The sequence below is a fragment of the Streptomyces sp. NPDC012794 genome (assembly GCF_042901085.1).
In the GTDB taxonomy this organism is placed as follows: Bacteria; Actinomycetota; Actinomycetes; order Streptomycetales; family Streptomycetaceae; genus Streptomyces.
On sequence record NZ_JBIBCI010000001.1, the window covers coordinates 462,262 to 487,157 of the forward strand.

Consider the following 24,896-nt stretch of genomic DNA (forward strand, 5'->3'; position numbering starts at 1 on the left):
TGCGGGAGTAGCGGAATGGCGATCACACTGGCGGAAGAGGTCGTTCTGCTGTCCCTGGACGACGAGTCCGGCTCGACGCAGCAGCGGCAGTCGGCCGGCTGGGCCGTGGCGGGCGGTCTGCTGCTCGAACTGGTCCTGGAGGGAAAGGTCTCGGTCACCGGCAAGCGCCTCGAGCTGACGGACGACACCCCGACCGGGGAGCCGCTGCTGGACAGCCGTACGGAACTGATCGGGACCTGGCTGCGGCAGCGCGCCAAGCACGGTGTGTCGGAGTGGCTGACGAAGGACCAGCCCAAGGCCGTCCCGGCGGCCGTGGCGCGCCTCTGCGAGCGCGGGGTGGTCGCCGAGGAGAAGCGCAAGGTGCTCGGAGTGTTCCCGGTACGCCGCTACCCGGAAGCCGACGGCACGGTCGAGCGCGAGCTACGCGACCGGCTCCGCGCCGTCGTGCTGGACGGCGCCGAGCCGGACACCCGCACGGCCGGCCTCATCGCCCTCATCCACTCCACGAAGCTGCACGGCCTGGCCTTCCCCGACGGTCCGCGCAAGCCGGTGGCCGCGCGGATGGCGGAGATAGCCGAGGGCCAGTGGGCGGCCGAGAGCGTTCGCGCCGCCATCCGTGACACCCAGGCGGCCATGGTCGCGATCACGCTGGTGACGGCGACCACGATCCTCCTCTGAGCCCGCTCCGCCCGGCCACCGACCGCGACGCGGCATCCGGTCGGGCGATGCCGACGCCGGGCGGGCGCCGGGCGATCGTGAACCCCCGGCCGGGGGGCTCCACCGTCGCCCCGAACGAGGGAGCCGGCAGTTCCTGCCCCTCGTCGCCGGCCCGTGCGGCGGACGCCTCGGCCGTGCCCAGGACGCAGGCCCCGCCCCCGGCGCCGGCGAGGCCACCCGCGGCCGGACCGGACGCCGGCGTCGGCACACCGGACCCGGCCCGCCCCACGGGGCACTCGCACCCCGCCCGGCCGGGGCAAGGGCCACCCCGTCCACCGTTGACACGCACCGACGCCGCGGCGGAGACTGCGGGCGCGCCCCACCGGGCGTGCCCGGGGGTGTGTCCCGGTGCCCCACTTCGGCACCGGCCCGCCGCCGGCCGTACGGAGCCGCCAGGAGAGCCGCCATGAGCATCCGCACCGTCCGCGACGTCTACGTCGTCGACGCCGTCCGCACCCCGATCGGCAAGTTCGGCGGAGCCCTGGCCGGGGTCCGCCCGGACGACCTCGCGGCGCACGTCGTGCGCGCGCTGGTGGACCGTACGCCCGACCTCGACCCCGCCCGCATCGACGACGTCGTCTTCGGTGACGCCAACGGTGCCGGCGAGGACAACCGTGACGTCGCCCGCATGGCCGTGCTGCTGGCCGGCCTGCCGGTGACGGTCCCCGGCGTGACCGTCAACCGCCTCTGCGGATCCGGCCTCGAGGCCGTGATCCAGGCGGCGCGCGCCATCGCTCTCGGCGACGCCTCCATCGCCATCGCCGGCGGTGTCGAGTCGATGTCCCGCGCCCCCTGGGTGGTGGAGAAGCCCGAGCGCACGTTCCCCGCCGGACACCAGCAGATGTGGTCCACCACCCTCGGCTGGCGGATGACCAATCCCCGGATGCCCGCCGAGTGGACCGCCTCCCTCGGTGAGGGCGCCGAGCTCGTCGCCGAGAAGCACGGCATCACCCGCGAGGCCCAGGACGCCTTCGCGCTGGAGAGCCACCGCAAGGCCGCGGCCGCCTGGGCCGGCGGGCTGTACGCCGACGAGGTCGTCCCCTACCCCGGCGCGGACCTCCCGCGCGACGAGTGCATCCGCGAGGGCTCCACCCCCGAGGCCCTCGCCCGCCTCAAGCCGGCCTTCCGTACGGACGGTTCGGGCACCGTCACCGCCGCCAACGCCTCCCCCCTGAACGACGGCGCCGCGGCCCTGCTGCTCACCGACGAGGAGGGCCTTGCGGCCACGGGCCGCGAGCCGCTCGCCCGGATCAGCGCCTCCGCCGTCACCGGCATCGAGCCGCAGCTCTTCGGCCTCGGCCCGGTCGACGCCGTGGAGCGGGCCCTCGCCAAGGCGGGCCGTTCCCTCCCGGACCTGACCGCGTTCGAGCTCAACGAGGCGTTCGCCGCCCAGGCGCTGGGCTGTCTCGCCGCCTGGCCGGAGCTGGACCCGGCGGTGGTCAACCCGCGCGGCGGTGCCATCGCCATCGGCCACCCCCTCGGCGCTTCGGGCGCCCGGCTGGCGGGTTCGGTGGCGCACCAGCTGGCAGCGGCCGGTTCGGGTACCGGGATGGCGGCGCTGTGCATCGGCGTGGGTCAGGGCATCGCCCTCGTCCTGGAACGCTGAGCCCCCGGGCCCGGGGACCGCGTCGATCATTTCCGGTCACGCCTTGCCCTCAACTGCCCAATAACTGAACAGAGATGATGCCTCCGGTCTGGCACGATGGCGCCTGCCGCCGCCCCACCGCCCCGCCCGCCCATCCCCACCCGGAGGCCCCGCGCCATGCCGCTGCTCGACCCGACCCTCTGGCAGGACGGACCCACACTCACCGGCGGTACCGGCCCGGTCGTCGAACCGGCGACCGGCCGTACCCTCGCCACCGTCGACCTCGCCGCCCCCGCCGACGTCGCCGAGGCGGCCCTGCGGGCCCGGGCCGCGCAGCGGGACTGGGAGCGGGCGACCCACCTGGAGCGGGCGGCCGTACTGCGCCGTGCCGGGGACCTGTTCGCGGCCCACGCGGACGAGCTGCGCGAGTGGCTGGTCCGGGAGTCGGGATCCATACCGGGTAAGGCCGACTTCGAACTGCACGTCGCCGCCCAGGAGTGCTACGAGGCCGCCGCGCTGGCCTCACGCCCGGCCGGGCAGGTCCTGCAGAGCGAGGCGCCACGCCTCTCCTTCACCCGCCGCGTCCCCGCCGGGGTGGTCGGCGTCATCGCCCCGTTCAACGCCCCGCTGATCCTCTCCATCCGCTCCGTCGCCCCCGCCCTCGCGCTCGGCAACGCGGTCCTCCTCAAGCCGGACCGCCGCACCGCCGTCAGCGGCGGCCTCGCCCTGGCCGCCGTCTTCGCGGAGGCCGGACTGCCGGCCGGGCTGCTCCACGTACTGCCCGGCGGGGCCGATACGGGCGCCGCGCTGGTCGCCGACCCGCTCGTACGCGTGATCTCCTTCACCGGGTCCACCACCGCCGGCCGGACCGTCGGCGAACTGGCGGGCCGTCACCTCAAGCGCGCCCACCTGGAGTTGGGCGGCAACTCCGCCCTCGTCGTACTGGCCGACGCCGACGTCGGGGCCGCCGTCGCACAGGCCTCCTGGGGTTCCTTCTTCCACCAGGGCCAGATCTGCATGACCGCGGGCCGCCACCTCGTCCACACCTCGCTGTACGACGAGTACGTGGAGCGGCTCGCGGCCCGAGCCGAGGCCCTCACCGTCGGCGACCCCTTCCGCGAGCCCGTCCACCTGGGCCCGCTGATCGACCGGAGCCAGCTGGAGCGGGTCCACGGCCTGGTCGAGGCCAGCGTCCAGCAGGGTGCCAAGCTGCTCGCGGGCGGCACGCACCGGGACCTCTTCTACCGGCCGACCGTGCTGGCGGGCATGGCCGACGACACCCCCGCCTACGCGGAGGAGGTCTTCGGCCCCGTGGCGCCCGTACGCTCCTTCGCGACGGAGGAGGAGGCCGCGGAGCTGGCCTCGGCGGGCCCGTACGGGCTCTCCCTGGGCATCGTCACGGCCGACGCGGCGCACGGCCTGGAACTGGCGCGGCGCATACCGACCGGGATCGTGCACGTCAACGACCAGACCGTGAACGACGAGGCGGTGGCCCCCTTCGGCGGGGTCGGCGCCTCGGGTACGGGGGCCCGGTTCGGCGGGGAGGCCAACCTGGACGCCTTCACCGAACTGCGCTGGACCACGGCCCGCCCCACCCCGCCCGGTCACCCCTTCTGACGGGATCCGCCAGGGGGGCCCAGGAGGTTCCCCCGCCCCGGCCCTGCCCGTCCCGCCCGTCAGGAATGCGGAAGGGCGGCCGTTCGTTCCTTCAGGACATCCCGCAAACAGGAGGTCTGGACACCGTGGCTACTGTCGAGCTCACCAAGGAGAACTTCGACGAGACGGTCAGCGAGAACGCGTTCGTGCTGATCGACTTCTGGGCGGGCTGGTGCCGCCCCTGCCTCCAGTTCGCCCCGGTCTACGAGAAGGCCGCGGAGGCCAACCCGGACCTCCTCTTCGCCAAGGTGGACACCGAGGCCCAGCAGGAGCTGGCCGCCGCCTTCCAGATCACCTCGATCCCGACGCTGATGATCGTCCGGGACCAGGTGGCGGTCTTCGCGCAGCCCGGAGCCCTGCCGGAGGCCGCCCTCAGCGATCTCATCGGCCAGGCGCGCGCCCTCGACATGGACGAGGTCCGGGCGCAGATCGCCGCCTCCCAGCCGAAGGACGGGCCCGCAGAGTAGCCCGCGGCCCCCGGCACGCCGCAGGCCCGGGATTGCCGCACGCCGCCCCTGGACTGCGGTGACACTGGACCGCATGACCGAAGCCGTGGAGTACGACGTCGTGGTGCTCGGCGGGGGACCGGCCGGCGAGAACATCGTCGACCGGACCCGCGCCGCCGGGCTGAGCACGGCCCTGGTGGAGAGCGAGCTCGTCGGCGGCGAGTGCTCGTACTGGGCCTGCATCCCCAGCAAGGCCCTGCTGCGCCCCGCGCTCGCCCGCGCCGACGCCCGCCGGGTGCCGGGGCTCGCCGAATCCGTCCGGGGGCCGCTCGACGCCGAAGCGGTCTTCGCGCACCGCGACTACTGGACGGGCCACTGGAACGACGAGGGCCAGCTCGACTGGCTCGACTCCATCGGAGTCCACCTCTACCGGGGCCACGGCCGCCTCTACGGCATCCGCAAGGTCGCCGTCACCAGCCCCGAGGGCGTGCACCACGTGCTCGCGGCCCGGCACGCCGTGGTCGTCGCGACCGGCAGCCGGGCCGTGCTCCCGAACGTGCCCGGCCTCGCCGGAGCCGGGGCGTGGACCAGCCGCGAGGCGACCTCCGCCCGGGAGGTGCCCGGCCGGCTGCTGATCGTCGGCGGCTCCGTCGTGGCCGCCGAGATGGCCACGGCCTGGCAGGCCCTCGGCTCCCGGGTCACCGTCCTCGTACGGGGCTCCGGGCTGCTGCCCCGGATGGAGCCCTTCGCGGGCGAGCTGGTCGCCGGGGCGCTGGCCGAGGCCGGCGCGGTGGTCCGTACCGGGGTGTCGGTGGAAGCGGTCGTACGGGAGGGTCCGACCGGTCCGGTCACGGTGGTCCTGGAGGGCGGCGAGCTGCTGGAGGGCGACGAACTGCTGATGGCGACGGGCCGCGCGCCCCGGACCGAGGACATCGGGCTGGACACCGTCGGGCTGACGCCCGGCGACTGGATCGGGGTCGACGAGAGCTGCCGGGTCACCGGCCACGACTGGCTGTACGCCGTCGGCGACGTCAACCACCGCGCGCTCCTCACCCACCAGGGCAAGTACCAGGCCCGCATCGCGGGCGCCGCCATCGCCGCCCGGGCGGCCGGGCCGGGCGCCCCCGCCCCCGACACCGGCCGCTGGGGCGCGCACGCGGCCACCGCCGACACGGCGGCCCTGCCGCAGGCAGTCTTCACCGACCCGGAGGCGGCGGCGGTCGGCCTCACCCTCGCCGAGGCGGAACGGGCCGGCCACCGGGTCCGCGCCGTGGACCACGACCTGGGGAAGGTCTCCGGCGCCGGGCTGTACGCCGACGGCTACCGGGGCCGGGCCCGGATCGTCGTCGACCTCGACCGGCAGGTGCTGCTGGGCGCCACCTTCGTCGGCCCCGGCGCCGCCGAACTGCTGCACGCGGCGACGATCGCCGTCGCGGGGGAGGTCCCGCTCGACCGGCTGTGGCACGCGGTCCCCGCCTTCCCCACCATCAGCGAGGTGTGGCTCCGGCTCCTGGAGGCCTACCGGGGGTGACCCCCGCGCACCCGGCGCGCGTACGGAGCCCCCGGGGCCGCGCTCAGCGCAGGTACGAGGCCCCGTTGACGTCGAGCACCGCGCCCGAGCTCCACACCGCCGCCGGCGAGGCCAGGTACAGCACGGCGGCCGCGACCTCCTCCGGTTCCGCCACCCGGCCGAAGGGGCTCTGGGCGCGGATCCGCTCGCCCTCCGCGCCGCCCAGCCGGCCAAAGACCCGTTCGGTGGCGACGAATCCCGGTGCCACGGAGGCGACCGCGATGCCGTGCGGGGCGAGGGAGACGGCCAGGGACTGGCCGAAGGCGTGCAGGGCGGCCTTGGTGGCCCCGTACGCGGGGTGGTCGGGTTCACCGCGGAACGCGCCGCGCGAGCCGACGTTCACGATGTGCCCGGTCCGGCCGTCGTCGATCATCCGGCGGGCCACGCAGTAGCTGAGGTTGGCGGCGCCGAACAGGTTCACCCCGGCCGTGCGCTGCCAGGCCTCCTGCCAGTCCGCGTACGAGGTGGAGGGCAGCGGGTGCCGGACCATCGCGGCGGCGTTGTTGACCAGGACGTCCACCCCGCCGAGCGCCTCCGCGGCCTCGGCGGCCAGGGCCTCTACGCGGGCCGGGTCGGCGAGGTCCCCGCTGACGAGGGCGTGGCCGGTCCCGTCGAGCTGGGCCAGGGTCTCCTCGGCGTCGGCGTGCCGGGCGGAGGAGTGTACGGCGACGCGGTCCCCCTGCCGGGCGAAGGCCGCGGCGACGGCCCGCCCGATGCCCCGGGACGCGCCGGTGACCAGTACGCCCCGGCTCATGCGGCCACCTCCCGGAGGGCGGGGATCAGGGGTGGGACGGATGGGGACAGGGGCACGGGGACTCCTTCGCGGACGCTCTCCGGAGCGGCTGGTCTCGACCCCGCCATCCCATCACGGCAGCGCACCGTGATCATCCGGATTCCGGCGGGGCCGCCGGCCCCTCCGCGGCTCCCGGGACGGATCCGTGCCGGGCCGCCGCCTCGGCGAGCACGGCGACCACTTCCTCGTCCGGCGTCTGCGAGAAGTCCCGGTACCACTCGCCGACCGCGCGGAACGCGGGCGGCGACGACAGGCACACCACCTCGTCCGCCGCCCCGCGCAGCCGGGCGACCGCGTCCGGAGGGGCCACCGGGACGGCCAGCACGACCCGTGACGCCCCCGACGCGCGGGCGATCTCGCAGGCGGCCGCGGCCGTGGCGCCCGTCGCGATCCCGTCGTCGACCACGATCACCGTCCGGCCGTCGAGCGGCACCCGCGCCCGGCCCTCGCGGAACCGGTGGGCCCGCCGCTCCAGCTCGGCCTCCTCGGCAAGCTCGACCTCGGCCAGTTCCCGTTCCGAAGCGCGGCTGCGTCCGGCGATGTCCTCGTTGATGATCCGTACCCCGCCCTCGCCGATGGCGCCGAAGCCCAGCTCCGGGTGGTGGGGGACGCCGAGCTTGCGGACCACGATCACGTCGAGGGCGGCGTCCAGGGCCCGCGCCACCTCGAAGGCCACGGGCACCCCGCCGCGCGGCAGGCCGAGTACGACGGGATCCTCGCCCCGCAGGTGACGCAGTGCGTCCGCGAGACGCCGTCCCGCGTCCGCACGGTCGGTGAAGATCACAGTGCTCACCCCGTCCGTTCCGGGCCTCCCTTCGAACGAACCCCATCCCCCGGCCTCCCGCAACCGGGGGCGGCACGGGCACTCCCCGGCCACGGGACCAGCCACCGCCGAAGATCGTGTCGGATAGGTTGAACACACCCCGGCTTACGCCACAGTGACGGATCGTCACCGGCAGCCGCCGGACCGCACCAGCGACGAAGGAGCCACCGCCCGTGATCGTGATAGCGCAGCTCAGTGATGTCCACCTCGACGGCGGTCCCCGGGCCGCCGAGCGCACCCGCGCCGTGATGGAGTACCTGGACGGCCTCCCGTACGACCTGGCGGCGGTGCTGGTCAGCGGGGACATCACCGATCACGGGAGCCCGGCCGAGTACGAGGAGGCCCGCAAGCTGCTCACTTCGCGGCACCCGCTGGTCATCTGCCCCGGCAACCACGACGAGCGGCTCGCCTTCCGGCGGGTGCTGCTGGACGAGGAGGAGCCCTCCGCGGCCCCGGTCGACCAGGTGCTGCGCGGGGAGGGATTCGTCCTGGCGGTGTGCGACTCCTCGGTCCCGGGGGAGGACCACGGCCGGCTGGAGGACTCCACCCTCGACTGGCTCGACGGCATTCTGACGCGGACCCCGCACGAGGTGCCCGTCCTCGTCGCCTTCCACCACCCGCCGGTCCCGCTGCACACCCCGTACGTGGACGAGATCCGGCAGTTCGGCGAGGAGCGCCTGGAGGGCCTGGCCGTACGCCACCCCCACCTGCGCGCCTTCCTGTGCGGGCACGCGCACACGGCGGCGGCGACCACCTTCGCGGGCCGGCCGCTGCTCGTGGCGCCCGGGGTGGTGTCCACCCTGCGGCTCCCGTGGGAGACGCGGACGGCCCCCGACCACCACGTGCACCTGGACGAGCCGCCGGCCGTCGCCTTCCACGTGCTGGGCGGCGACGGGCGGCTGACGACCCACTACCGGGTGGTCGTCGCCCGGCGGTAGCTGCTGCCGTCCCGGGTCCGGGTGAGCCGGCCCGAGGTGATCAGGTAGCGGCGCAGGGCGGAGCAGTCCTCGTGCACGGTCCGCAGGGCGTCGTTGACCTCGGGCTCCGAGTAGTCCCGGCCGGCCGCGAAGAGGGTCTCGGTCAGGTGCTCCAGCAGTTGTTCGCGCCGGGCCGCCTTGCGCGGGATGGTGATGAGCCGCCCGCCGGAGAAGAGGTCGGCGACCCCTCGCCGGCTCTGGGTGCCGAAGGATTCCCTTTGACCGGCGCTGTGTTGGGTGCTGTGCTGAGCGGTGTTCTGTGACATGCCCCGAGCTTTGCCCGCCGCTGCCGGGACGCGCAACGCGTTTTCCCCGCTCCCCGGGACGACCGACCCGGGGAACGGGGACGCGGAGCCGGAGGTGCCGGGCCTCAGGGGGTGACGGTGATCTGCTGGGCCGGGTTGGTGGTGTCGGTGACCTTGTAGACCGCGTTGAAGGTGGACGTGGTCGCGCTGGTCGGGCAGCCGAAGCCGCCGGTGACGGTGACGGGTACCACCGCGTTGGTGAACGTCAGGCTCGACGGGGCGCCGTTCGCCCAGCTGCCGGGGACGTTCGCCGGGCCGCCGGGCGCGGTGGTGACGGTGCAGTTGGCCAGGCCGGTGGTCTGCACGACGAGCCCGCCGGCCGGGACCGTCATGGTCGCGGTGATCGGGGAGCCGTTCTGCATGGACACCGACCAGGACCCGCTGGTCGTCACGGTCGGGGTCACGCCCGGCATGCTGGACGTACAGGAGCTGTAGGTCGGCGGCGAGATGGGCGAGGAGACCGGACCGGCCGGGTTCTGGTTGCCGGGGGCGGCCGGCACCGAACCGGCGGCGACGGAGACCGTGCAGGTCACCGTGACCGAACCGGCCTTGAGGGTGGCCTTCCCGCTGAGGGTCGCCTTGAAGGCGTGCCCGGCCGGGGTGACGGTCGTCGACCCGGCCACCGGTAACGGCGCGGCGGTGGCGGTGGCGGAGGCCGCCGTCAGTGCGGCGGCGGCGGCCATTCCGAGGGCGAGCGCGGTGCGCGTTCGGCTCATGGCTGTGCTCCTTGGGGATCGGGGTGCGGAGTGGGGAACTTCCCGGCGGGGGAGGGCCGGGTGGGGGCGGCGGAGCCCCCGGCGCGCGGGGCGGCGTACGGCTGCCAGGCGAACATCAGCCCGCCGCCGAGGATGCCGAGCAGGGTGCCGATCAGGAACCCGCCGAGGTTCGACATGACCAGCGCGGCGGTGGCGACGAGCGTGGTGAGGATCCCGGCGAGGGTGCGCTGTGCGGGGGAGAACCAGGCGGTGAGACCGAGGACGATCATGACGAGACCCATCAGGACGGACGGGATGCCCGCCACCCCCTGCTGGAGCATGATCTTCAGTGGGGCCAGCGGCAGCACGCTGATCCACACCCCGGCCAGCACGGCGAAGAGGCCGCCCCAGAAGGGCCTGCCGCGCCGCCACCGCCGCCAGCGGCTCAGAAGCATTCCTTCTTGCCCTTGCTGATGTTCATGCTCAGCCCGGAGAGCTTGAAGGTGCCGGCGTTGGTCGCCCACGCCGTCTGCTGGAGATTGCTGATGCTGACCTTGTCGGCCTGCTGGGCGAACAGGTCCTGCATGCCCTGTGCCTCGGCCGGGCCCTTGTCGAGGGTGGAGGCGTCGCGCCCGATCTCGATGTTCGTGAACTCCGCGTCGCCGGCGAGCTGGGTGGCGTCCACGAACAGGTTGGAGGCTTCGACGGGGGACTTCTGACCGGCGGTCAGATTCAGCGAGATGTCCCCGATGACCGGGAGGGTGGTGACCACCGACTGGCAGAGGTGGTGCAGCTTGGCCTCCCTGATGGCGGTGACCGCCACCGGGATAAGCTCCTGGCGGGCGTTGACGTCGACGCTGCCGTACTGGGCGAAGCCCTCGCCCTCCAGGCTCCTCGCCGACACCTTGAACTGCTGGCCCGACACCGCGAAGGAGGCGGCGAGAGCGCCCTCGGCGAGGGCGATGCCGAGGCCCGCGGTGACCGCGACGGCGGGTGCGGTCAGGAGCACGAACCGACGCCAGCGCACCCGGCCGCCGTCTCTGACGAGCTCGTCGCCGGGCGGTCCCGCCTGGGAGGGGGAGCCTGATCCGGCCTCGGATAAGTTCGGTGAGTCTGCCATGAGATGGTCCTTATCTCGGCTGTGCACCTTTGTTACCGACGAGTTGAATGTAAGAGTGCCAATGGTGGTTGGCAAGGTTGTGCGAGCGCACCCTTTAGGCCGACTCCTACTGCTCCGTACGCAGGAGTTCGGCGACCTCCGCCTCCACCCGGCGCCCCATCGCCCGGGCGAACTCCGTGGCCACCACCTCACCGGCCACCGGCCGCAGTGCCGCCACCGCCTCCCGGACATGATCCAGCTGGCTGGCCGAAAGTGGCCCCAGGCCCTCCGCGCCGATCACATGCCGCCGGAACAGCGCCACGAACCGGTCCGCCAGCGCCGCCGCCTGGACCTGTACGAAATCCCCCGCGTCCAGGATCTCCCCCAGCGGCACCCCCTGGCGCACCAGCGCCACCGTCGCCTCCAGCAGGTGCCGGTTCGGGTACGTGACCCGCTCGCCTTCCAGGCGTACGTAGCCCAGCTCGGCCGCCCGCCGGGTGTGCTCGGCCGTCGCCCCCGGGCCGAACAGCTCGCGCAGCTCGGCCCGGGTCATGGTCACCGGCTCCTCCTGCACCCACCCCCGGGTCATCTCCCGCTCCAGCCCGAGGAGTTGGGAGAGCCCGCCGCCCTGCTCCCAGGCGGCCAGCAGCTCGCCGATGCCGTTGACCGTGTATCCGCGCCCCAGCAGGTCGCTGATCAGCCGCAGCCGGATCAGGTGGTCGTCGGAGTACCAGGCGATCCGGCCCTCGCGGCGCGGCGGCGGGAGCAGCCCGCGCTCCTGGTAGTAGCGCAGATTGCGCACCTTGACCCCGGCCGCGCGGGCCACGTCCTCCCGGCGGTAGCGCCGCTGCCCGCCGACGCCCTCCGCCCTGCCGTCCGCCCTGCCGTCCGTCTGCGCCTCGGTGCTCACGCGGCCGAGTGTAGGACCTACCGACGGGTGTACCGGCAGGTCACATGGGGCGGGGCCGCGCCTCGCGCTTGACCGCCCGCAGCACCACGAACTTCGGCTCGCTCGCCACGACTTCACTGTTGCCGAAGAGGCGGCGCAGGTGCGTGTGGTAGCCCATGTGCCGGTTGGCGACCACCCACAGCTCCCCGCCCGGGCGCAGCGCCTTGCGCGACTGCGCGAACATGCGCAGCGCCGTGGCGTCCGTCGTCGCCTGGTGGGAGTGGAAGGGCGGATTGCTCAGGATCAGGTCCACCGAGGACGGGGCCAGCATGGCCACCCCGTCACCGACGAGGAACTCCGCCGTCCGCCGGCCCGGGCGCACGTTGGCCTCGTACGTGGCCCGGGCCGAGGCGAGCGCCTGGTACGACTCGTCGGTGAAGACCACCTCCGCGTCCGGGTCGGCGACCTGCACGGCCGTGCCGACCACACCGTTGCCGCAGCCCAGGTCCACGACCCGGGCCCCGTCGGTGTTGGTCGGGATGTTCTGGAGGAAGAACCGGGTGCCGACGTCCAGGCGGTCCGCGCAGAAGATCCCGGCGTGGTTGACCACCGTCAGCCCGGCCCCGGAGCCCCCGTCCTTGTCGACCTCGTACGTCACCGGCCACGGCGAGGCGCCGGCGGCGGCCAGCAGCGCCGGGTCGGGGGTGCAGAAGATCAGCCGGGCCTTCTTCTCCGCGAGCGAGGTCCGCGTCGGCCCCAGGATCTTCTCGAAGAGGTTCAGCGTGGAGGTGTGGATCTCCTTGACCATGCCGGTGCCCACGACCACCGTGCCCTCGTGCACGTGCGGGGCCAGCCGGTGCAGCTGGTCCTCCAGCAGCGCCAGGCTCTTGGGGACCCGTACGAGGAGCACGTCGATCCGCGCGGGCGGCGCGTCCTGCGTGGTCAGCAGGGTCACCGTGGACTTGGAGGTGCCGATCCCGGCCCGGTCCAGGTTCGCCTCGGTCGCGGCGCGGGCCAGCGCGGAGTCGGTGATCTGCGCGGGGCGGTACGCGGCCAGGGCCGTCGTCAGCGCCCCCCAGCGGTCGCCGACGACCGTGATCTGCCCGGCGCCGGCCAGGTCCACCGGTCCGCGCTCGCCGGTACCGGCGTCGAGATGCTGCAGCAGGTACTCGTCCGCGGCGTCCCAGGCGCGGAGCCGGTCGCGGGGGTCGGCGGGGAAGCGGGTGAGTTCGTAGGAGCCGAAAGGCGTGGTCAGGCGGTTCATATGGCACCCAGGCTAGCCGAGACGGCCCCGCCCCGCGTCCGGCCGCACCCCGTGCCCTGACATATCCCGCGAAGGTGCGGCGCCGGACCGCACCCGCGAGGACTAAGTTGTGCGGCATGAGCAATCTCGATCGCCAGCCCGCTCTCTCCGCCTGCGGCGGCCGCGGCTTCGTCGTGGCCGAGCCGGTGCGCGAGCTCCTCAGCCCGCGCACGGTCAGGCTCGGGGAATCCTCCGAGGTCCGCAGACTCCTGCCGAACCTGGGCCGCCGCATGGTGGGCGCCTGGTGCTTCGTCGACCACTACGGCCCGGACGACATCGCCGACGAACCCGGCATGCAGGTCCCGCCCCACCCCCACAGCGGGCTGCAGACCGTGAGCTGGCTGCACGAGGGCGAGGTGCTGCACCGCGACAGCACGGGCAGCCTCGCCACGATCCGCCCGCGCGAGCTGGGACTGATGACCTCCGGCCGCGGCATCAGTCACTCCGAGGAGAGCCCGCGCCCCCACGCCCGCTTCCTGCACGGCGCCCAGCTCTGGGTGGCCCTGCCCGACGCCCACCGCGACGTCGCCCCGCGCTTCGAGCACCACGCGGAACTCCCGCGGGTCACGGCCCCCGGCCTGGACGCGACGGTCATCCTGGGCACCCTGGACACGGCGGCCTCCCCGGGCACCGCGTACACCCCCATCGTCGGCGCGGACCTCGCCCTGACGGCCGGCACCGAAACCCGCCTCCCCCTGAATCCGGACTTCGAGTACGCGGTCCTCTCCATGTCCGGCGAGGCCCACGTCGACGGCGTCCCGGTCCTGCCGGGCTCGATGCTCTACCTGGGCTGCGGGCGCACGGACCTCCCGCTGCGCGCGGCCTCGGACGCGGGCCTGATGCTGCTGGGCGGTGAGCCGTTCGAGGAGGAGATCGTGATGTTCTGGAACTGGATCGGCCGCTCGCACGAGGACATCGCGCAGGCTCGCGAGGACTGGACGAACGGCACCCGCTTCGGCGAGGTGAAGGGTTACGGCGGCCCTCCGATTCCCGCCCCGGAACTGCCCCCCACGCACCTGAAGCCCAGGGGGAGAGTCCGCTGACCTGCTGCTTTACATCGACCCGGGTTGGGTGCGGGCGCGCGCCAACCCTCCGTTTCCGACTCCTGGCGTGAGGCTGCCAGCGGTGCCGCGACGGCCTCCGGGTGATGGAGGTCGGGTCTCAGGTGTTGCAGGCTGTAATCAACTTTGGTCGGACGGATGCTGACCTTTTGCCGACTTAACTGACGAGTAGTTAGATTCGGTTTCGGGCTGCGTCCTATCGACTTGCCAGTGGAGAGCGTCGGAGGCAGCTCGCTCGCCCCGGGCTGCTACAGCGCCGATACGGGATCCGACCGGGGTGTGCGATCCGTCGCCGCAGTGTGCGAGCGGGCGCCTGTCGGATCTTGTACACGGGTGACAAAGGGCGCTGCGCGGCTGGGAGGTGGAGGTGGCTGAAGACGTCGTCGGGTCAGTGGGGCCCCGGGGCGCCCTCCGAGCACTTCGCCAGGATGCTGTCGCGGCACTGGACGGCGAGAAGGGCGCCTGACAGCGGGGTCGGTGGCCGGAACGCCCGCGCCGGGCGCGGCGAGCCGGCCACCGCCCTCCCGCTCAGGGGGTGAGCACGAGGCGGATCGGGTCGCCGGTCTTGTTCTCCAGGCGGGCGACGGCGTCCGCGGCCTCGGCCAGCGGGACGTGGGCCGTGATGGAGGGGGCCAGGTCGATGCGTCCGGCCGAGGCCAGGCCGACGAGCTGCTCGACGTGCTCGGGCTCGGAGCCGTAGTGGCCGCGGACCTGGTTGACGTTGAAGCAGAATCCGATGCTGTCGGCGATCGTGACCGGCTCCGGGGTGAGTCCGGCGAGGACGAGCGAGCCGAACGGGCCGAGGACCGACGCGGCCTGGGCGCGGGCGGCGCCCACGCCGGCGAAGTCGAAGGCGACGTCGAGGCCGCGCCCGGCCGTCGCCTCCCGCACCGCCTCCGCGAAGTCCGGCGCGAGCGGGTCGAGGGCGAAGTCCGCGCCGAAGAGCAGGGCCCTCTCGCGGGCCGATGGCAGCGGGTCGATGGCGAGGATCGGGGCCGCGCCGACCATCCGGGCGAGCCGTACGGCGTGGGCGCCGAGGCCGCCGGCGCCCCAGATGCCGACCGCCTGGGCGGGGCGGACGGCGCCGGTGCCCACGATCGCGGCGTACGGGGTGGAGACCGCGTCGGGGATGATCGCCGCCTGGTCGAAGGGCAGGTCGTCCGGGATGGGGAGCAGGGTGCCCTCGCGGGCGATCGTGTACTGCGCCCAGCCACCGTCGTAGTCCAGGCCGCGGGTGAGGGGGCGGTGGCACAGCATGCGGCGCAGGCAGCCGGCGCAGTCGCCGCACGCCTCGCCGGCCTGGAGGACCACCCGCTGCCCGGGCGTCCAGTCGCCCTTCGTGTCCGGGCCGAGGGCGTGGACGACGCCGGCGACCTCGTGGCCGAGGGTGACGGCGCCCGCCTCGGTGACCGCGTCGGTGGGGAAGAAGGGGCTCAGGCTGCCGTCGATCAGGTGGACGTCCGACAGGCAGACGCCCGCGGCCCGCACCTCGACGAGGACCTCGCCCGGGCCGGGGACGGGGATGGGGACCTCTTCGACGGCGAAGGTACGGGTGTCCAGGCGCAGCCGCCCGGCCAGCATGGTGTTCATGCGGATTCCTCGATTGTGCTCGGTGGGGAGAAGCGCGCACGCGGTTCATGCGCTCGACATGGTCGACTGACCATGTCGAACAACCGTGTCTATTGACGAGGTCGTCTGTCAAGCTGCTTCCGGTGGACGTTCGCGAGGTGTGTCGAGTTCCGTCGAATGACTGTGTCCTTTAATACAGTCAATCGACATGTTCACTCGACAAAGTCGCATGTAAGTTGGTTGGCGACTGCTGGAGTGCAACGAAAGGCACGCTCATGACTCAGGTGTCCGTAGGCGCGGCGCGGGCGATCCCCGAGCGCCCCCCGCTGCCCCTCGTAGGCCACGCGTTCAACGTTCCCGCGGGCGCGGACTTCCTGGCCTACCTGCTGAAGGAGTTCAGGGAGTTCGGCCCCGTGTACCGGCTGCGCATCTTCGGGAGGGACACCGTCATGGTCGGCGGTCTGGACCTCGTGACCGAACTGTCGGACGAGACCCGCTTCCACAAGCACGTCCACGCCGACCTGGTCGAGGTCCGGGCCCTGGCCGGGGACGGCCTGTTCACCGCCTACAACCACGAACCGAACTGGCGCAAGGCCCACGACATCCTGATGCCCGCGTTCTCACTCGGCGCGATGCGCAGCTACCACGACCCCATGCTCAAGGTCGCCCGCTCGCTGATCGGCAAGTGGGACCGGCTGGCCGGGGTGCAGTCGGTGGACGTGCCCGACGAGATGACCCGGCTGACCTTCGACACCATCGGCCTGTGCGGCTTCGGCTACGACTTCGAGTCCTTCCGCCGCGACGACCTGCATCCGTTCGTCGAGGCGATGGCCCGGGCCCTCGTCTTCGCACAGGAGAAGGGCGAGTCCATCCCGGGCTCCGAGATTTTCAAGAGGAAGAAGGCCGAGCAGTTCCGCGCGGACATCGACCTGATGACGGACCTCGTGGACGACGTGATCAGGGAGCGCCGCGCCTCCGGTGACACCAGCACGGACGACCTGATGGGGCTGATGCTGCACACGAAGGATCCCGTCACGGGCGAGCCGCTGGATGACGTCAACATCCGGCACCAGGTGATCACCTTCCTCATCGCCGGCCACGAGACCACCAGCAGCGCGCTCTCCTTCGCCCTGTACTACCTGACCAAGCATCCCGAGGTGCTCGCCCGGGCCCAGGCCGAGGTGGACGCCCTGTGGGGCGATACCGACTCCCCGGATCCCCAGTACGGTGATATCGGCAAGCTCACCTACATCCGTCAGATACTCAACGAGAGCCTGCGGCTGTGGCCGACGGCGCCCGCGTATGCCGTCGAGCCGATCGAGGACACCGTCATCGGCGACAAGTACCCCGTACGCAAGGGCGAGTCGCTGATGGTGATCACCTCGGCCCTTCACCGCGACGCCGCCTGGGGGGAGAACGTCGAGCTGTTCGATCCCGAGCGCTTCACCCCCGAGCGGGAGGCGGCCCGCTCGGTCCACGCCTTCAAGCCGTTCGGCAGCGGCGAACGAGCGTGCATCGGACGTCAGTTCGCGCTGCACGAGGCCACCCTGCTGCTCGGCCTGCTGGTGCACCGCTACCGCCTGATCGACCACACCGACTACCAGCTGAAGATCAAGTCGACGCTGACCATCAAGCCCGACGGATTCAGCCTGCGGCTCGCGCGCCGCACCGGCGACGAACGGCGCCTGCCCACCGCGACGGCGGCGGACCCCGTCGCGGGCCGGACCACGGCCGTGACGCGCCGGGCGAGCGGCACCGCCCTGACGCTGCTGCACGGCTCCAACCTCGGCACCTGCGCCGGCATCGCCCGCGACCTCGGCACGGACGGCGAGGAGCACGGCTTCGCCCCGACCGTCGCCTCCCTCGACCAGTACACGGAAAGGCTGGCCGGCACCGAGGGGCCCGTCGTCATCGTCGCCGCTTCCTACAACGGTCGCCCCACCGACGACGCCGCCGGGTTCGTCGCCTGGCTGGAGAACCTCGCCCCCGGCTCGCTCACGGGGCTGCGGTATGCCGTCCTCGGTGTCGGCGACCGCAACTGGGCAGCCACCTACCAGCGGATCCCCACCCTGATCGACGAGCGTCTGACCGCCGCCGGCGCCGTCCCGCTCCTGGAGCGCGGCAGCGCCGACGCCTCCGGCGACTTCGGCGGAGCGGTCGACCAGTGGACGGAAGACCTGTGGAAGGCGCTCCTGGACGAGTACGGCGAGGCTGTCGCCGGTGAAGCGGCCGGCCCCGCACCGGAGACGGAAGGCGAGGGGCTGTACGAGTTGGAGGACACCTCCGGGTCGGTCCTCGGCGGCCTCGCCGAGCGCCACGGCGTCCGGCCGATGGAGGTCCTCGAAGCGTACGAACTCGTCGACACCGACCACGAACTGGGACGCTCCAAGCGGTTCCTGCGGCTCCGGCTGCCCGAGGGCGTCACCTACCGTACCGCCGACCACCTGGCCGTCCTGCCCAGCAATCCCGAGGCCCTCGTCCAGCGCGTCGCCGACCGCTTCGGCCTCGACCTGGACCGCACCGTCCGGCTGCGCGCCCGCCGCCGGAGCCGGGGCGCCCTGCCCGTCGACCGGCCGCTGCCCCTACGCCGCCTGCTCACCGACTTCGTCGAGCTCCAGGACGCGGCCACCCAGGAGCAGGTCGCCGTGCTTGCCGAGCACACCGCCTGCCCGCCCGAGAAGCAGCCGCTCGCCGCGCTTGCCACCGCCGATCCCGAGACCTTCCGGGAGCAGGTGACCGTCGCGGGGCTCAGCGTCCTGGACCTCCTGGAGCGCTACCGTGCGTGCGAGCTGCCCTTCGAGCGCTTCCTTGAGCTGCTGCCGGTCCTGCGTCCCAGGCACTACTCGATCTCGTCGTCCGCCACCGCCCGGCCCGGCGAGGCGGACCTGATGGTGTCGCTGCTCGCCGCGCCCCACCGGTCGGGGGAGGGCACCTTCCGGGGCATCGCCTCGCACTTCCTTCAGACGGTGAACGCGGGCGACGTGATCCAGGCCCGGGTCCTGCCGTGCAGCGAGTCCTTCCGCCTTCCCGAGGACACCTCCGTGCCGGTGATCCTGGTCAGCGCGGGCACCGGCCTCGCGCCCTTCCGCGGCGCGGTCCTCGACCGCCACCACACCGGCTCGACCGGCACCCTGCTCTGCTACTTCGGCTGCGACCACCCCGATGTGGACTTCCTGCACCGGGAGGAGTTCGAGGCGGCCGAGGCGGCCGGTGCCGTCAGCATGCGCCCCACCTTCATGCACGCGCCCGAGAACGGCGCCCGCTTCGTCCAGGAGCGCATCGCCCGCGAGGGCGAGGAGGTGTGGTCCGTCCTGGAGGCCGGCGGACGCGTCTACATCTGCGGCGACGGCCGCCGTATGGCCCCCGCCGTACGGGAAGCGTTCATGGCGATCCACCGCGAGCGGACCGGTGCGAGCGATGAGCGGGCCGTGGCATGGCTCGCCGAGCTCGTCGCGTCCGGACGCTACGTCGAGGACGTCTGGGCCGGCTGAACCTCGCGAGGAGGCAGAGACGGTTGTGGGCGCATCTGGAAAGGTGCGCCCACAACCGTTCTCGCGTCGTGTCAGGCCATCGGCACGGCAGCGAGGCCGAGGTCCCCCTTGGCCAGCGCCACGGTCGCGGCCACGAGCGCACTGAGGCCCGTCCGCTCGGTGGTCTCGTCCGGCAAGCACTGGAGGACCTGCATGGTGAGTCCGTCGAAGCCGGAGAGGAAGAACCGGGCCACCGTCTCCGGGCACTCGGCCAGTTCCTGCCCGGCCCTCTCCGCCGTCTCGGCGATCACCTGCGCGGTCACCTCTACGACCCGTTGGTAGTGACTCTGCCGGGCCTCGTTGAGGCCGGGCACACGCAGGGCGAACATGGTCAGCTCACTGAGCAGCTGGTGGTGCGACGCCGGCTCGCGCACGGTGCCCCACAGTGCCCCCGCGAAGGCGGCGATGGTCTCCTCGAAGCCCGCGTCCTCCGGCGCCGCCCGCTGCACCTGCGCGACCAGCTCGTCGGTGATCTGGTCCATGACCGAGCGGTACAGGTCCTCCTTCGTACCGAAGGTGTAGTGGACGGTGGCCTGCGCGACACCGAGCTCCGCGGCGATGGCGCGGGTACTCCCCGCGGCGACGCCCTCCCGGGTCATGAGGTCGATGGCCGCCTTGATCAACTGGGGGCGGCGCTCCGCCGCGGAAACATGAGCCATACGCTCAGTGTATCGACTTAGTCGATCGAACAAGTCGGCTCGGACCAGGCGTCACGTTTCTTCGGTGATCGACGCGCTGCCTGCGGGGAGAGCCTGCTCGGCCCAGATGACCTTTCCCGCGCGACCGTGTCGTGTGCCCCAGCGTTCGGTGAGCTGGGCCACGAGGAGCAGGCCGCGGCCGCCTTCGTCGAAGATCCGGGCCCGGCGCAGATGCGGGGCGGTGCTGCTGGCGTCGGAGACCTCGCAGGTGAGCGTCGACTGGAGGATCAAGCGCAGCTGGATGGGGCTCTTGCCGTAGCGGATGGCGTTTGTCACCAGTTCGCTGACGGCCAGCTCAGTGGTGAAGGACATCTCCTCCAGCCCCCAGGCCGTCAGGACGTCGGAGGCGAAGCGGCGGGCCCCGGCCACGGCTGCCGGATCGGAGGGGAGATCCATCGTGGCGACGTGGTCCGGGTCGAGGGCACGGGTCCGGGCGACGAGCAGAGCGACGTCATCGGCGGGGCGGCTGGGCAGCAGCGCGGCCAGGAGCTGGTCGCAGGTCTCCTCCAGCGAGTCCGGCGCCGAGGTGAGGACATCGTGCAGCGTGGCGAGTCCGAGGTCCACGTCACGCGTACGGTCGGCGATCAGACCGTCGGTGTGCAGGACCAGCAGGCTGTTCTCCGGCAGCTCGAACTCGATCGTCTCGAAGGGGAATCCGCCCAGGCCGAGGGGCGGGCCGATCGGTACGTCGGGTGACTCGACCACGCTGGAGGTCCCGGTGGCCTCGCCTGTGGCCGAGGGAGCCACCACGGTCGGCGGGAGATGGCCGGCACTGGCGAGGGAGCACAGGCGGGAGACGGGGTCGTAGATCGCGTACAGGCAGGTGGCGCTTGTCTCGCCCTCGTCCGGCGACTCCTCGCGCTGCATCCGGATGACCACGTCGTCCAGATGGGTGAGGAGTTCATCGGGCATGAGATCGATGTCGGCGAAGGCGCGGACGGCCGTGCGGAGTCGGCCCATGGTGGCGGCGGCGTGCAGGCCATGACCCACCACGTCGCCGACGACGAGTGCGACGCGGGCCCCGGACAGCGGGATCACGTCGTACCAGTCACCGCCCACACCCGCGCCGGATCCGGCGGGCAGGTAACGAGAGGCCGCTTCGACGGCCGACTGTTTCACCGTGTGCCGTGGCAGCAGGGTCCGTTGGAGGGTGAGCGCGGTGGAACGCTCATGGATGTACCGGCGGGCGTTGTCGATGGACACCGCCGCCCTGGAGACGATCTCCTGCGCCAGCAGGAGATCGTCGTCGTCGAAGGGGACCGAGGTGCGATGGCGTACGAACTGCACCAGGCCCAGCGTGTCTCCGCGGGCGTGCAGGGGCACGAGGAGAACGGAGTGGAGGCCGAGGTCGCGCAGTGTCCGGCCGTGGGACTCCGATGGCGCCACCCACGTGGGCATCGCGGTCCCCGTGACGCGGTGCAGGAACGATCGTCCGGTGACCAGGGCGCGGACCGGTTCCGAGTCGTCGGGGTAGGCGTGGACCTCACCGATGCGGAGCAGGGACTCCGGACAGCCGTCGAGGACGGAGTGCTGGGCGATGCGGCGCTGCGTCAGAGCCTCTGGCGAACCCCGGCCCGTTTCGTCGAAGGCGGAGTCGAAGACGTCGACCATGACGAGGTCGGCGAAGTCCTCGGTGCAGACCTCCGCCAACTCTTCCGCGGTGCGGGTGATGTCGAGCGTGTTCCCGATCCGCTTGCTCGCCCTGTTGGTGAGGGCGAGCCGACGCTGCAACAGATGGTCGCGTTCCTCCTGGTAGGCGGCGACGACCTCTTCCGAGGAACGGTCCACGTAGTCGAAACCGATCGCGACCAGCCTGGTCGAGGCCAGGTGGATCAGGTGCCAGTCGCTGGTGAGGCGGGGGGCTTCGGCTTGCACCTGTTCGAGCAGGCTGAGATGGCCGAGCCGGTAGGAACGCAGGAGTCTGCTCACCGGGATTCCCCGCCGGGCGTAGAGGCGACCTATGTCCAAGGCGGCCGCAGGAGGCTCCGGCGCGCTCCCACCGGGGTGGGCCTCCAGAAGATCCAGAAGGGCGGTGACGTGCTGAGCCGTCTCCTCGACGCTCAGAGCCGCGATGTCCGCGTCCCCCCACAGCTCGGGGAGCTCGCCGTCCAGGCGCTGGAGCAGCAGGCCGGCCAGCTTCTTCACCTGCGGTCTGAGGTGCCGGGCCAGCTGACCAAGGAACGCATCGACATCGGTTCCCATAGTGCGAATGTACGGGAAAGCCATGTCGTACGCTCCTCGGACAGCTGCGGCGGCCTCTGGTCGGCCCGGTTCTCAGAGGCCGAGGTGGTCGCCCAGATCGGCGTAGTCGACCTGCCACAGGCCGGGAGAGCCCGTGGGGTACTGGGAGCGGAAGCCGAGCATGCGCTGGACACGCGGCGAGAGCGTCCTCGCGAGTTCCCTGTCCACCAGGAAGGGGTACGCCTCCTCGCCGGTGAGGAAGCCCGCGTTGAACGTGAAGGCGAGGCCCCGCCGGTACTCGTCGCCGGTCCGGTTCGCCCCACCGCCGTGCGCGGTCTTGCCGCTGATCAGAAGGACGTCTCCCGCGTCCATGACCGCGGGAATCGTCTGCTCGGGAGCCCCTCGGTCCTCGAAGTCGCTCCAGTGGTTGCTCCCGGGGATGACGCGGGTGGCGCCGTTCTCCTCCGTGAAGTCGGTCAGGGCGACCAGGAAGTTGATGGTGACCTCCGGGCCGCCGGGCCCCATCCCGATGAACGGGAACCAGTTCTCCAGGTCACGGTGCAGCATCTGTGCCTGGCTGCCGGGGCCGATCTCGATCACCTGTGCGGTGGTCATCCAGTACGTGCCCGACTCCCGGAGGAAGACCAGGTCGCTGATCTCGTGGACCAGGGGGTGGTCGATGACCTCGCTGCGGAACGTGGCGCTGTGCGACACCAGGTTCGTGAGCCGCTTGGTGTTGCTGCCGTGGAACGCGGCCACGACTTCGTCCTCGTGGGTCGACCCCGGGTCGAGTGCCCGCAGCGGCAGCTGGATCTCGGCGTTGAAGCGGGTGATCTGTTTCTGCGTCAGGAACCCCTTGATGATGACGCCACCGTCACGGGTCACGATCTTGAGGATCTCCTCCGCCGACGTGTCGCTCGCCACGGACGTCAGGGTCTGGGCCTTGTTCTGTGTCGTCATGTGAGTCCTCTTCCTCAAGGCGTTTCCGCGTTGTTCCTGTGGTGGTCGTCTCACTGTCGCCAGCCCCGATGCCGGCGAGAACGACAGGGGGCACCTGCTTCGCCCTTGCTCGGTGCACGATGCACAGGCCGGTCGCACCGTTGTCCCCTACGGCTGTCGTCAGCCGCGCGCTGCCTCCCCCGGCACCGTGGGCCGGGCAGGTGCGGTCCGCTCCCAGGGACGTGCGCTGCCGAGCCATCCGAGGAGGAAAGCCGCCGGGACGGAGACCAGCCCGGGGGTGTGGAGCGGGAACAGGTTGAAGTCCTGCTCCGGCAGCAGCGCGTATCTCGTTCCCGACACGGCGGGGGAGGCGAGGGTCAGGAGGGTGCACAGGGACAGCCCTCCGTACACGAGCCACAGCAGCCCCCGGCGGTCGAAGCCGCTCCAAAGGAAGGAGTAGACGAGCGCGGGGAACACGCACGAGGCCGCGAGGCTCAGCGAGAAGGCGAGGAGGAACTCGATGGGGTAGCGGTGTACGGCGGTGGTGAGGAGAAGGCTCACGGCGCAGAGCGCGACGACGGACAGCCGCAGGACTGTAGGCTCTCCGATCCCGATCCTGGTACGGCCCTTCTGCCCCACCAGGTCGCGGATCACGGAGACGGCGGCGGCGAAGGTCACGCTCGCCACGGCCGTGAGGACGGCGAGGAAGGCGACACAGGCCACGAGGGTGATGAGCACGACCCGGCCGGTGGAGTGCTGGGGAAGGACCGCCGATGCCAGGAAGATCGGGGCTCCCTGCCCCTTCGCGTCGACCGCCCCGATCCGGCCGCCGCCCACTACCGCGGCCGCGGCGAAGCCGGTCGTGATCAGGAGCAGGTAGAAGAGGCCGGTCAGCCCTACGGCGACGCTCAGTGAGCGCCGAGCGGCGGGTACGTCCCGGCTGGCGCTGACACGCAGGAGCAGGTGCGGCATCATCGCGGTGCCCAGGATGACGACGATGTGGTCACTGAGCGTGCCGAGCGTCCCGAAGCCGGCGGTGTGCGTCCACAGGCCGGGACTGAGGTACTCGTCCGGCGACATGCTCTTGTCCATGGCGGCCGACAGGAGAGATCCAGGACTCCAGTCGAACAAGCGGAGCGCCAGCAGGGACATCGCGGCGAGCGTCGCCAGGACTACGGGCACCTTGACGGCCTGGACGAAACTGGTGCCGCGCAGATCGGCCACTCCTGCGAAGCACGTGATCAGGAACCCCATCAGCACCGTGCACACCACCTGGGCCCGCTCGGTCGGCATGCCGATCAGAAGAGCGGCGGTGATGCCGCCGGCCCGCAGTTGGACCATGAGCAGGGGTACGGCGATGCACAGTGTCACCACCGCACCGGCGATCCGTGTTCCCGGCCCCTCGGCACGCAGGGAGAACAGCTCGCCCAGGGTGTAGCGGCGGGTCGCGCGGATCCTGGAGGCGAGGAGCAGGAAGACGCCGAGTGCGAGGGCACTGTCCACGGCGGTCGAGACTCCGTCGTAGCCGAAGAGGGCGATCGCTCCCGGCAGCGAGACCAGAAGGACGACCGTGATCTGTTCCCCCGCCATCGCGACGCCGTTGAAGACGGGCGGGAGGGACCGGCCGGCGACGTAGAGGCGTTCCGGGTCGTCGTCCTGCGTGGCGAGCGTGAAGACCCACAGGAGGCAGAGGCCGATGAAGACGAGGAACGAGCTGATGACTGCTCCCCTCGCGTCGGTGCCGATGAGGTCGGGCGAGCCGACGCTCAGGAGGTATGCCGTCACCGCACGCCCCCGGCCGAACGAGCGGCGGCGGCCGTCCCCGAGGCCGGTTCGAAGGAAGACGCGGCCCGGTTCTCGTACCACCAGGTCCCGCCGATGAGGACGGCGAGCTGCGTGAGCGCCCACGCGATGCCGAGGGTGAGACGTCCGTACACGGAGATCTCTCCGAGGGCCGTGGAACAGGACAGCAGGACGCCGACGGCGAGCGGCAGCGCGTTGCCGGTGACCAGCACCCGTGTGTCACGGGAAGGATGCCGGGAGGAAGCGGAGGGCACGGG

21 protein-coding genes and 1 pseudogene are annotated in these 24,896 nt (G+C 72.3%); 8 read left to right on the forward strand and 14 right to left on the reverse strand.

All coding sequences use genetic code 11. The features are described from left to right. Positions 1–15 precede the first annotated feature (15 nt). From ACFY7H_RS02135 to ACFY7H_RS02155, 5 genes are all read left to right on the forward strand, one after another. Entirely contained in the window at positions 16–678 is a 663-nt protein-coding gene (locus ACFY7H_RS02135) for a GPP34 family phosphoprotein (protein WP_388931732.1), read from the forward strand. Positions 679–1,123: 445 nt separating this feature from the next. Continuing rightward, positions 1,124–2,323: a thiolase family protein gene (locus tag ACFY7H_RS02140; RefSeq protein WP_388931734.1), complete on the forward strand. Its 1,200-nt coding sequence runs from the start codon at positions 1,124–1,126 to the stop codon at positions 2,321–2,323. A gap of 156 nt (positions 2,324–2,479) precedes the next feature. Beyond that, entirely contained in the window at positions 2,480–3,919 is a 1,440-nt protein-coding gene (locus ACFY7H_RS02145) for an aldehyde dehydrogenase family protein (RefSeq protein ID WP_388931737.1), read from the forward strand. 125 nt (positions 3,920–4,044) lie between these two features. After that, positions 4,045–4,425 (forward strand): thioredoxin family protein, encoded by a 381-nt coding sequence (locus tag ACFY7H_RS02150; RefSeq protein ID WP_388931739.1) that lies wholly within the window; start codon positions 4,045–4,047, stop codon positions 4,423–4,425. Between the two features lie 73 nt (positions 4,426–4,498). Further along, positions 4,499–5,935, forward strand: coding sequence for a dihydrolipoyl dehydrogenase family protein (locus tag ACFY7H_RS02155; protein ID WP_388931741.1), 1,437 nt, complete (start codon positions 4,499–4,501; stop codon positions 5,933–5,935). A 43-nt stretch (positions 5,936–5,978) separates the two neighbouring features. Here the strand turns inward: ACFY7H_RS02155 and ACFY7H_RS02160 are convergent, their stop codons facing one another. Then, positions 5,979–6,728 carry an SDR family NAD(P)-dependent oxidoreductase gene (locus ACFY7H_RS02160; RefSeq protein WP_388931743.1) on the reverse strand — a complete coding sequence of 250 codons (750 nt, stop codon included), beginning with the start codon at positions 6,726–6,728 and terminating at the stop codon, positions 5,979–5,981. Between the two features lie 190 nt (positions 6,729–6,918). Continuing rightward, positions 6,919–7,551: pseudogene (locus tag ACFY7H_RS02165) on the reverse strand (phosphoribosyltransferase); the annotation flags it as partial. Between the two features lie 212 nt (positions 7,552–7,763). Between ACFY7H_RS02165 and ACFY7H_RS02170 the strand changes: the two are divergent. Then, a complete protein-coding gene (locus ACFY7H_RS02170; RefSeq protein WP_388931746.1) occupies positions 7,764–8,528 on the forward strand; it encodes a metallophosphoesterase in 765 nt (254 codons plus the stop codon). Here the strand turns inward: ACFY7H_RS02170 and ACFY7H_RS02175 are convergent. From ACFY7H_RS02175 to ACFY7H_RS02200, 6 genes are all read right to left on the reverse strand, one after another. After that, on the reverse strand, positions 8,501–8,833 hold the full coding sequence (locus tag ACFY7H_RS02175) for a DUF2087 domain-containing protein (RefSeq protein ID WP_388931749.1): 333 nt from the start codon (positions 8,831–8,833) through the stop codon (positions 8,501–8,503). The genes ACFY7H_RS02170 and ACFY7H_RS02175 overlap by 28 nt on opposite strands. A 104-nt stretch (positions 8,834–8,937) precedes the next feature. Further along, a complete protein-coding gene (locus ACFY7H_RS02180; RefSeq protein WP_388931751.1) occupies positions 8,938–9,588 on the reverse strand; it encodes a hypothetical protein in 651 nt (216 codons plus the stop codon). After that, positions 9,585–10,022 (reverse strand): DUF6114 domain-containing protein, encoded by a 438-nt coding sequence (locus ACFY7H_RS02185; RefSeq protein ID WP_388931754.1) that lies wholly within the window; start codon positions 10,020–10,022, stop codon positions 9,585–9,587. Before ACFY7H_RS02185 ends, ACFY7H_RS02180 begins: the two co-directional genes overlap by 4 nt. Beyond that, entirely contained in the window at positions 10,013–10,570 is a 558-nt protein-coding gene (locus tag ACFY7H_RS02190) for a DUF6230 family protein (RefSeq protein ID WP_388932260.1), read from the reverse strand. The genes ACFY7H_RS02185 and ACFY7H_RS02190 overlap by 10 nt, the downstream gene beginning before the upstream one ends. 223 nt (positions 10,571–10,793) lie before the next feature. After that, positions 10,794–11,576 (reverse strand): MerR family transcriptional regulator, encoded by a 783-nt coding sequence (locus ACFY7H_RS02195; protein WP_388931756.1) that lies wholly within the window; start codon positions 11,574–11,576, stop codon positions 10,794–10,796. Between the two features lie 40 nt (positions 11,577–11,616). Then, positions 11,617–12,810 carry a methyltransferase gene (locus ACFY7H_RS02200; protein ID WP_388932262.1) on the reverse strand — a complete coding sequence of 398 codons (1,194 nt, stop codon included), beginning with the start codon at positions 12,808–12,810 and terminating at the stop codon, positions 11,617–11,619. A 125-nt stretch (positions 12,811–12,935) separates the two neighbouring features. Here ACFY7H_RS02200 and ACFY7H_RS02205 point away from each other — a divergent pair, with 125 nt between their 5' ends. Further along, positions 12,936–13,901: a pirin family protein gene (locus ACFY7H_RS02205; protein WP_388931759.1), complete on the forward strand. Its 966-nt coding sequence runs from the start codon at positions 12,936–12,938 to the stop codon at positions 13,899–13,901. A gap of 546 nt (positions 13,902–14,447) precedes the next feature. On the opposite strand, the gene ACFY7H_RS02210 is transcribed toward ACFY7H_RS02205, so the two are convergent. Next, positions 14,448–15,509 carry a zinc-binding dehydrogenase gene (locus ACFY7H_RS02210; protein WP_388931762.1) on the reverse strand — a complete coding sequence of 354 codons (1,062 nt, stop codon included), beginning with the start codon at positions 15,507–15,509 and terminating at the stop codon, positions 14,448–14,450. Between the two features lie 254 nt (positions 15,510–15,763). On the opposite strand from ACFY7H_RS02210, the gene ACFY7H_RS02215 reads away from it, so the two are divergent. Continuing rightward, positions 15,764–18,979: a bifunctional cytochrome P450/NADPH--P450 reductase gene (locus ACFY7H_RS02215; RefSeq protein WP_388931764.1), complete on the forward strand. Its 3,216-nt coding sequence runs from the start codon at positions 15,764–15,766 to the stop codon at positions 18,977–18,979. 71 nt (positions 18,980–19,050) lie between these two features. Here ACFY7H_RS02215 and ACFY7H_RS02220 read toward each other — a convergent pair whose 3' ends face one another. From ACFY7H_RS02220 to ACFY7H_RS02240, 5 genes are all read right to left on the reverse strand, one after another. Next, the gene (locus tag ACFY7H_RS02220) at positions 19,051–19,677 is read right to left on the reverse strand and encodes a TetR/AcrR family transcriptional regulator (RefSeq protein WP_388931767.1); all 627 of its coding nucleotides are present in this window, start codon (positions 19,675–19,677) and stop codon (positions 19,051–19,053) included. A 51-nt stretch (positions 19,678–19,728) separates the two neighbouring features. Further along, positions 19,729–21,942 (reverse strand): SpoIIE family protein phosphatase, encoded by a 2,214-nt coding sequence (locus ACFY7H_RS02225; RefSeq protein ID WP_388931770.1) that lies wholly within the window; start codon positions 21,940–21,942, stop codon positions 19,729–19,731. A gap of 48 nt (positions 21,943–21,990) precedes the next feature. Beyond that, positions 21,991–22,857 carry a phytanoyl-CoA dioxygenase family protein gene (locus ACFY7H_RS02230; RefSeq protein ID WP_388931773.1) on the reverse strand — a complete coding sequence of 289 codons (867 nt, stop codon included), beginning with the start codon at positions 22,855–22,857 and terminating at the stop codon, positions 21,991–21,993. Positions 22,858–23,016: 159 nt separating this feature from the next. Continuing rightward, positions 23,017–24,621, reverse strand: a complete 1,605-nt coding sequence (locus ACFY7H_RS02235; RefSeq protein WP_388931776.1) for a transporter — start codon at positions 24,619–24,621, stop codon at positions 23,017–23,019. Further along, positions 24,618–24,893, reverse strand: a complete 276-nt coding sequence (locus tag ACFY7H_RS02240; RefSeq protein ID WP_388931778.1) for a hypothetical protein — start codon at positions 24,891–24,893, stop codon at positions 24,618–24,620. Before ACFY7H_RS02240 ends, ACFY7H_RS02235 begins: the two co-directional genes overlap by 4 nt. Positions 24,894–24,896 lie beyond the last annotated feature (3 nt).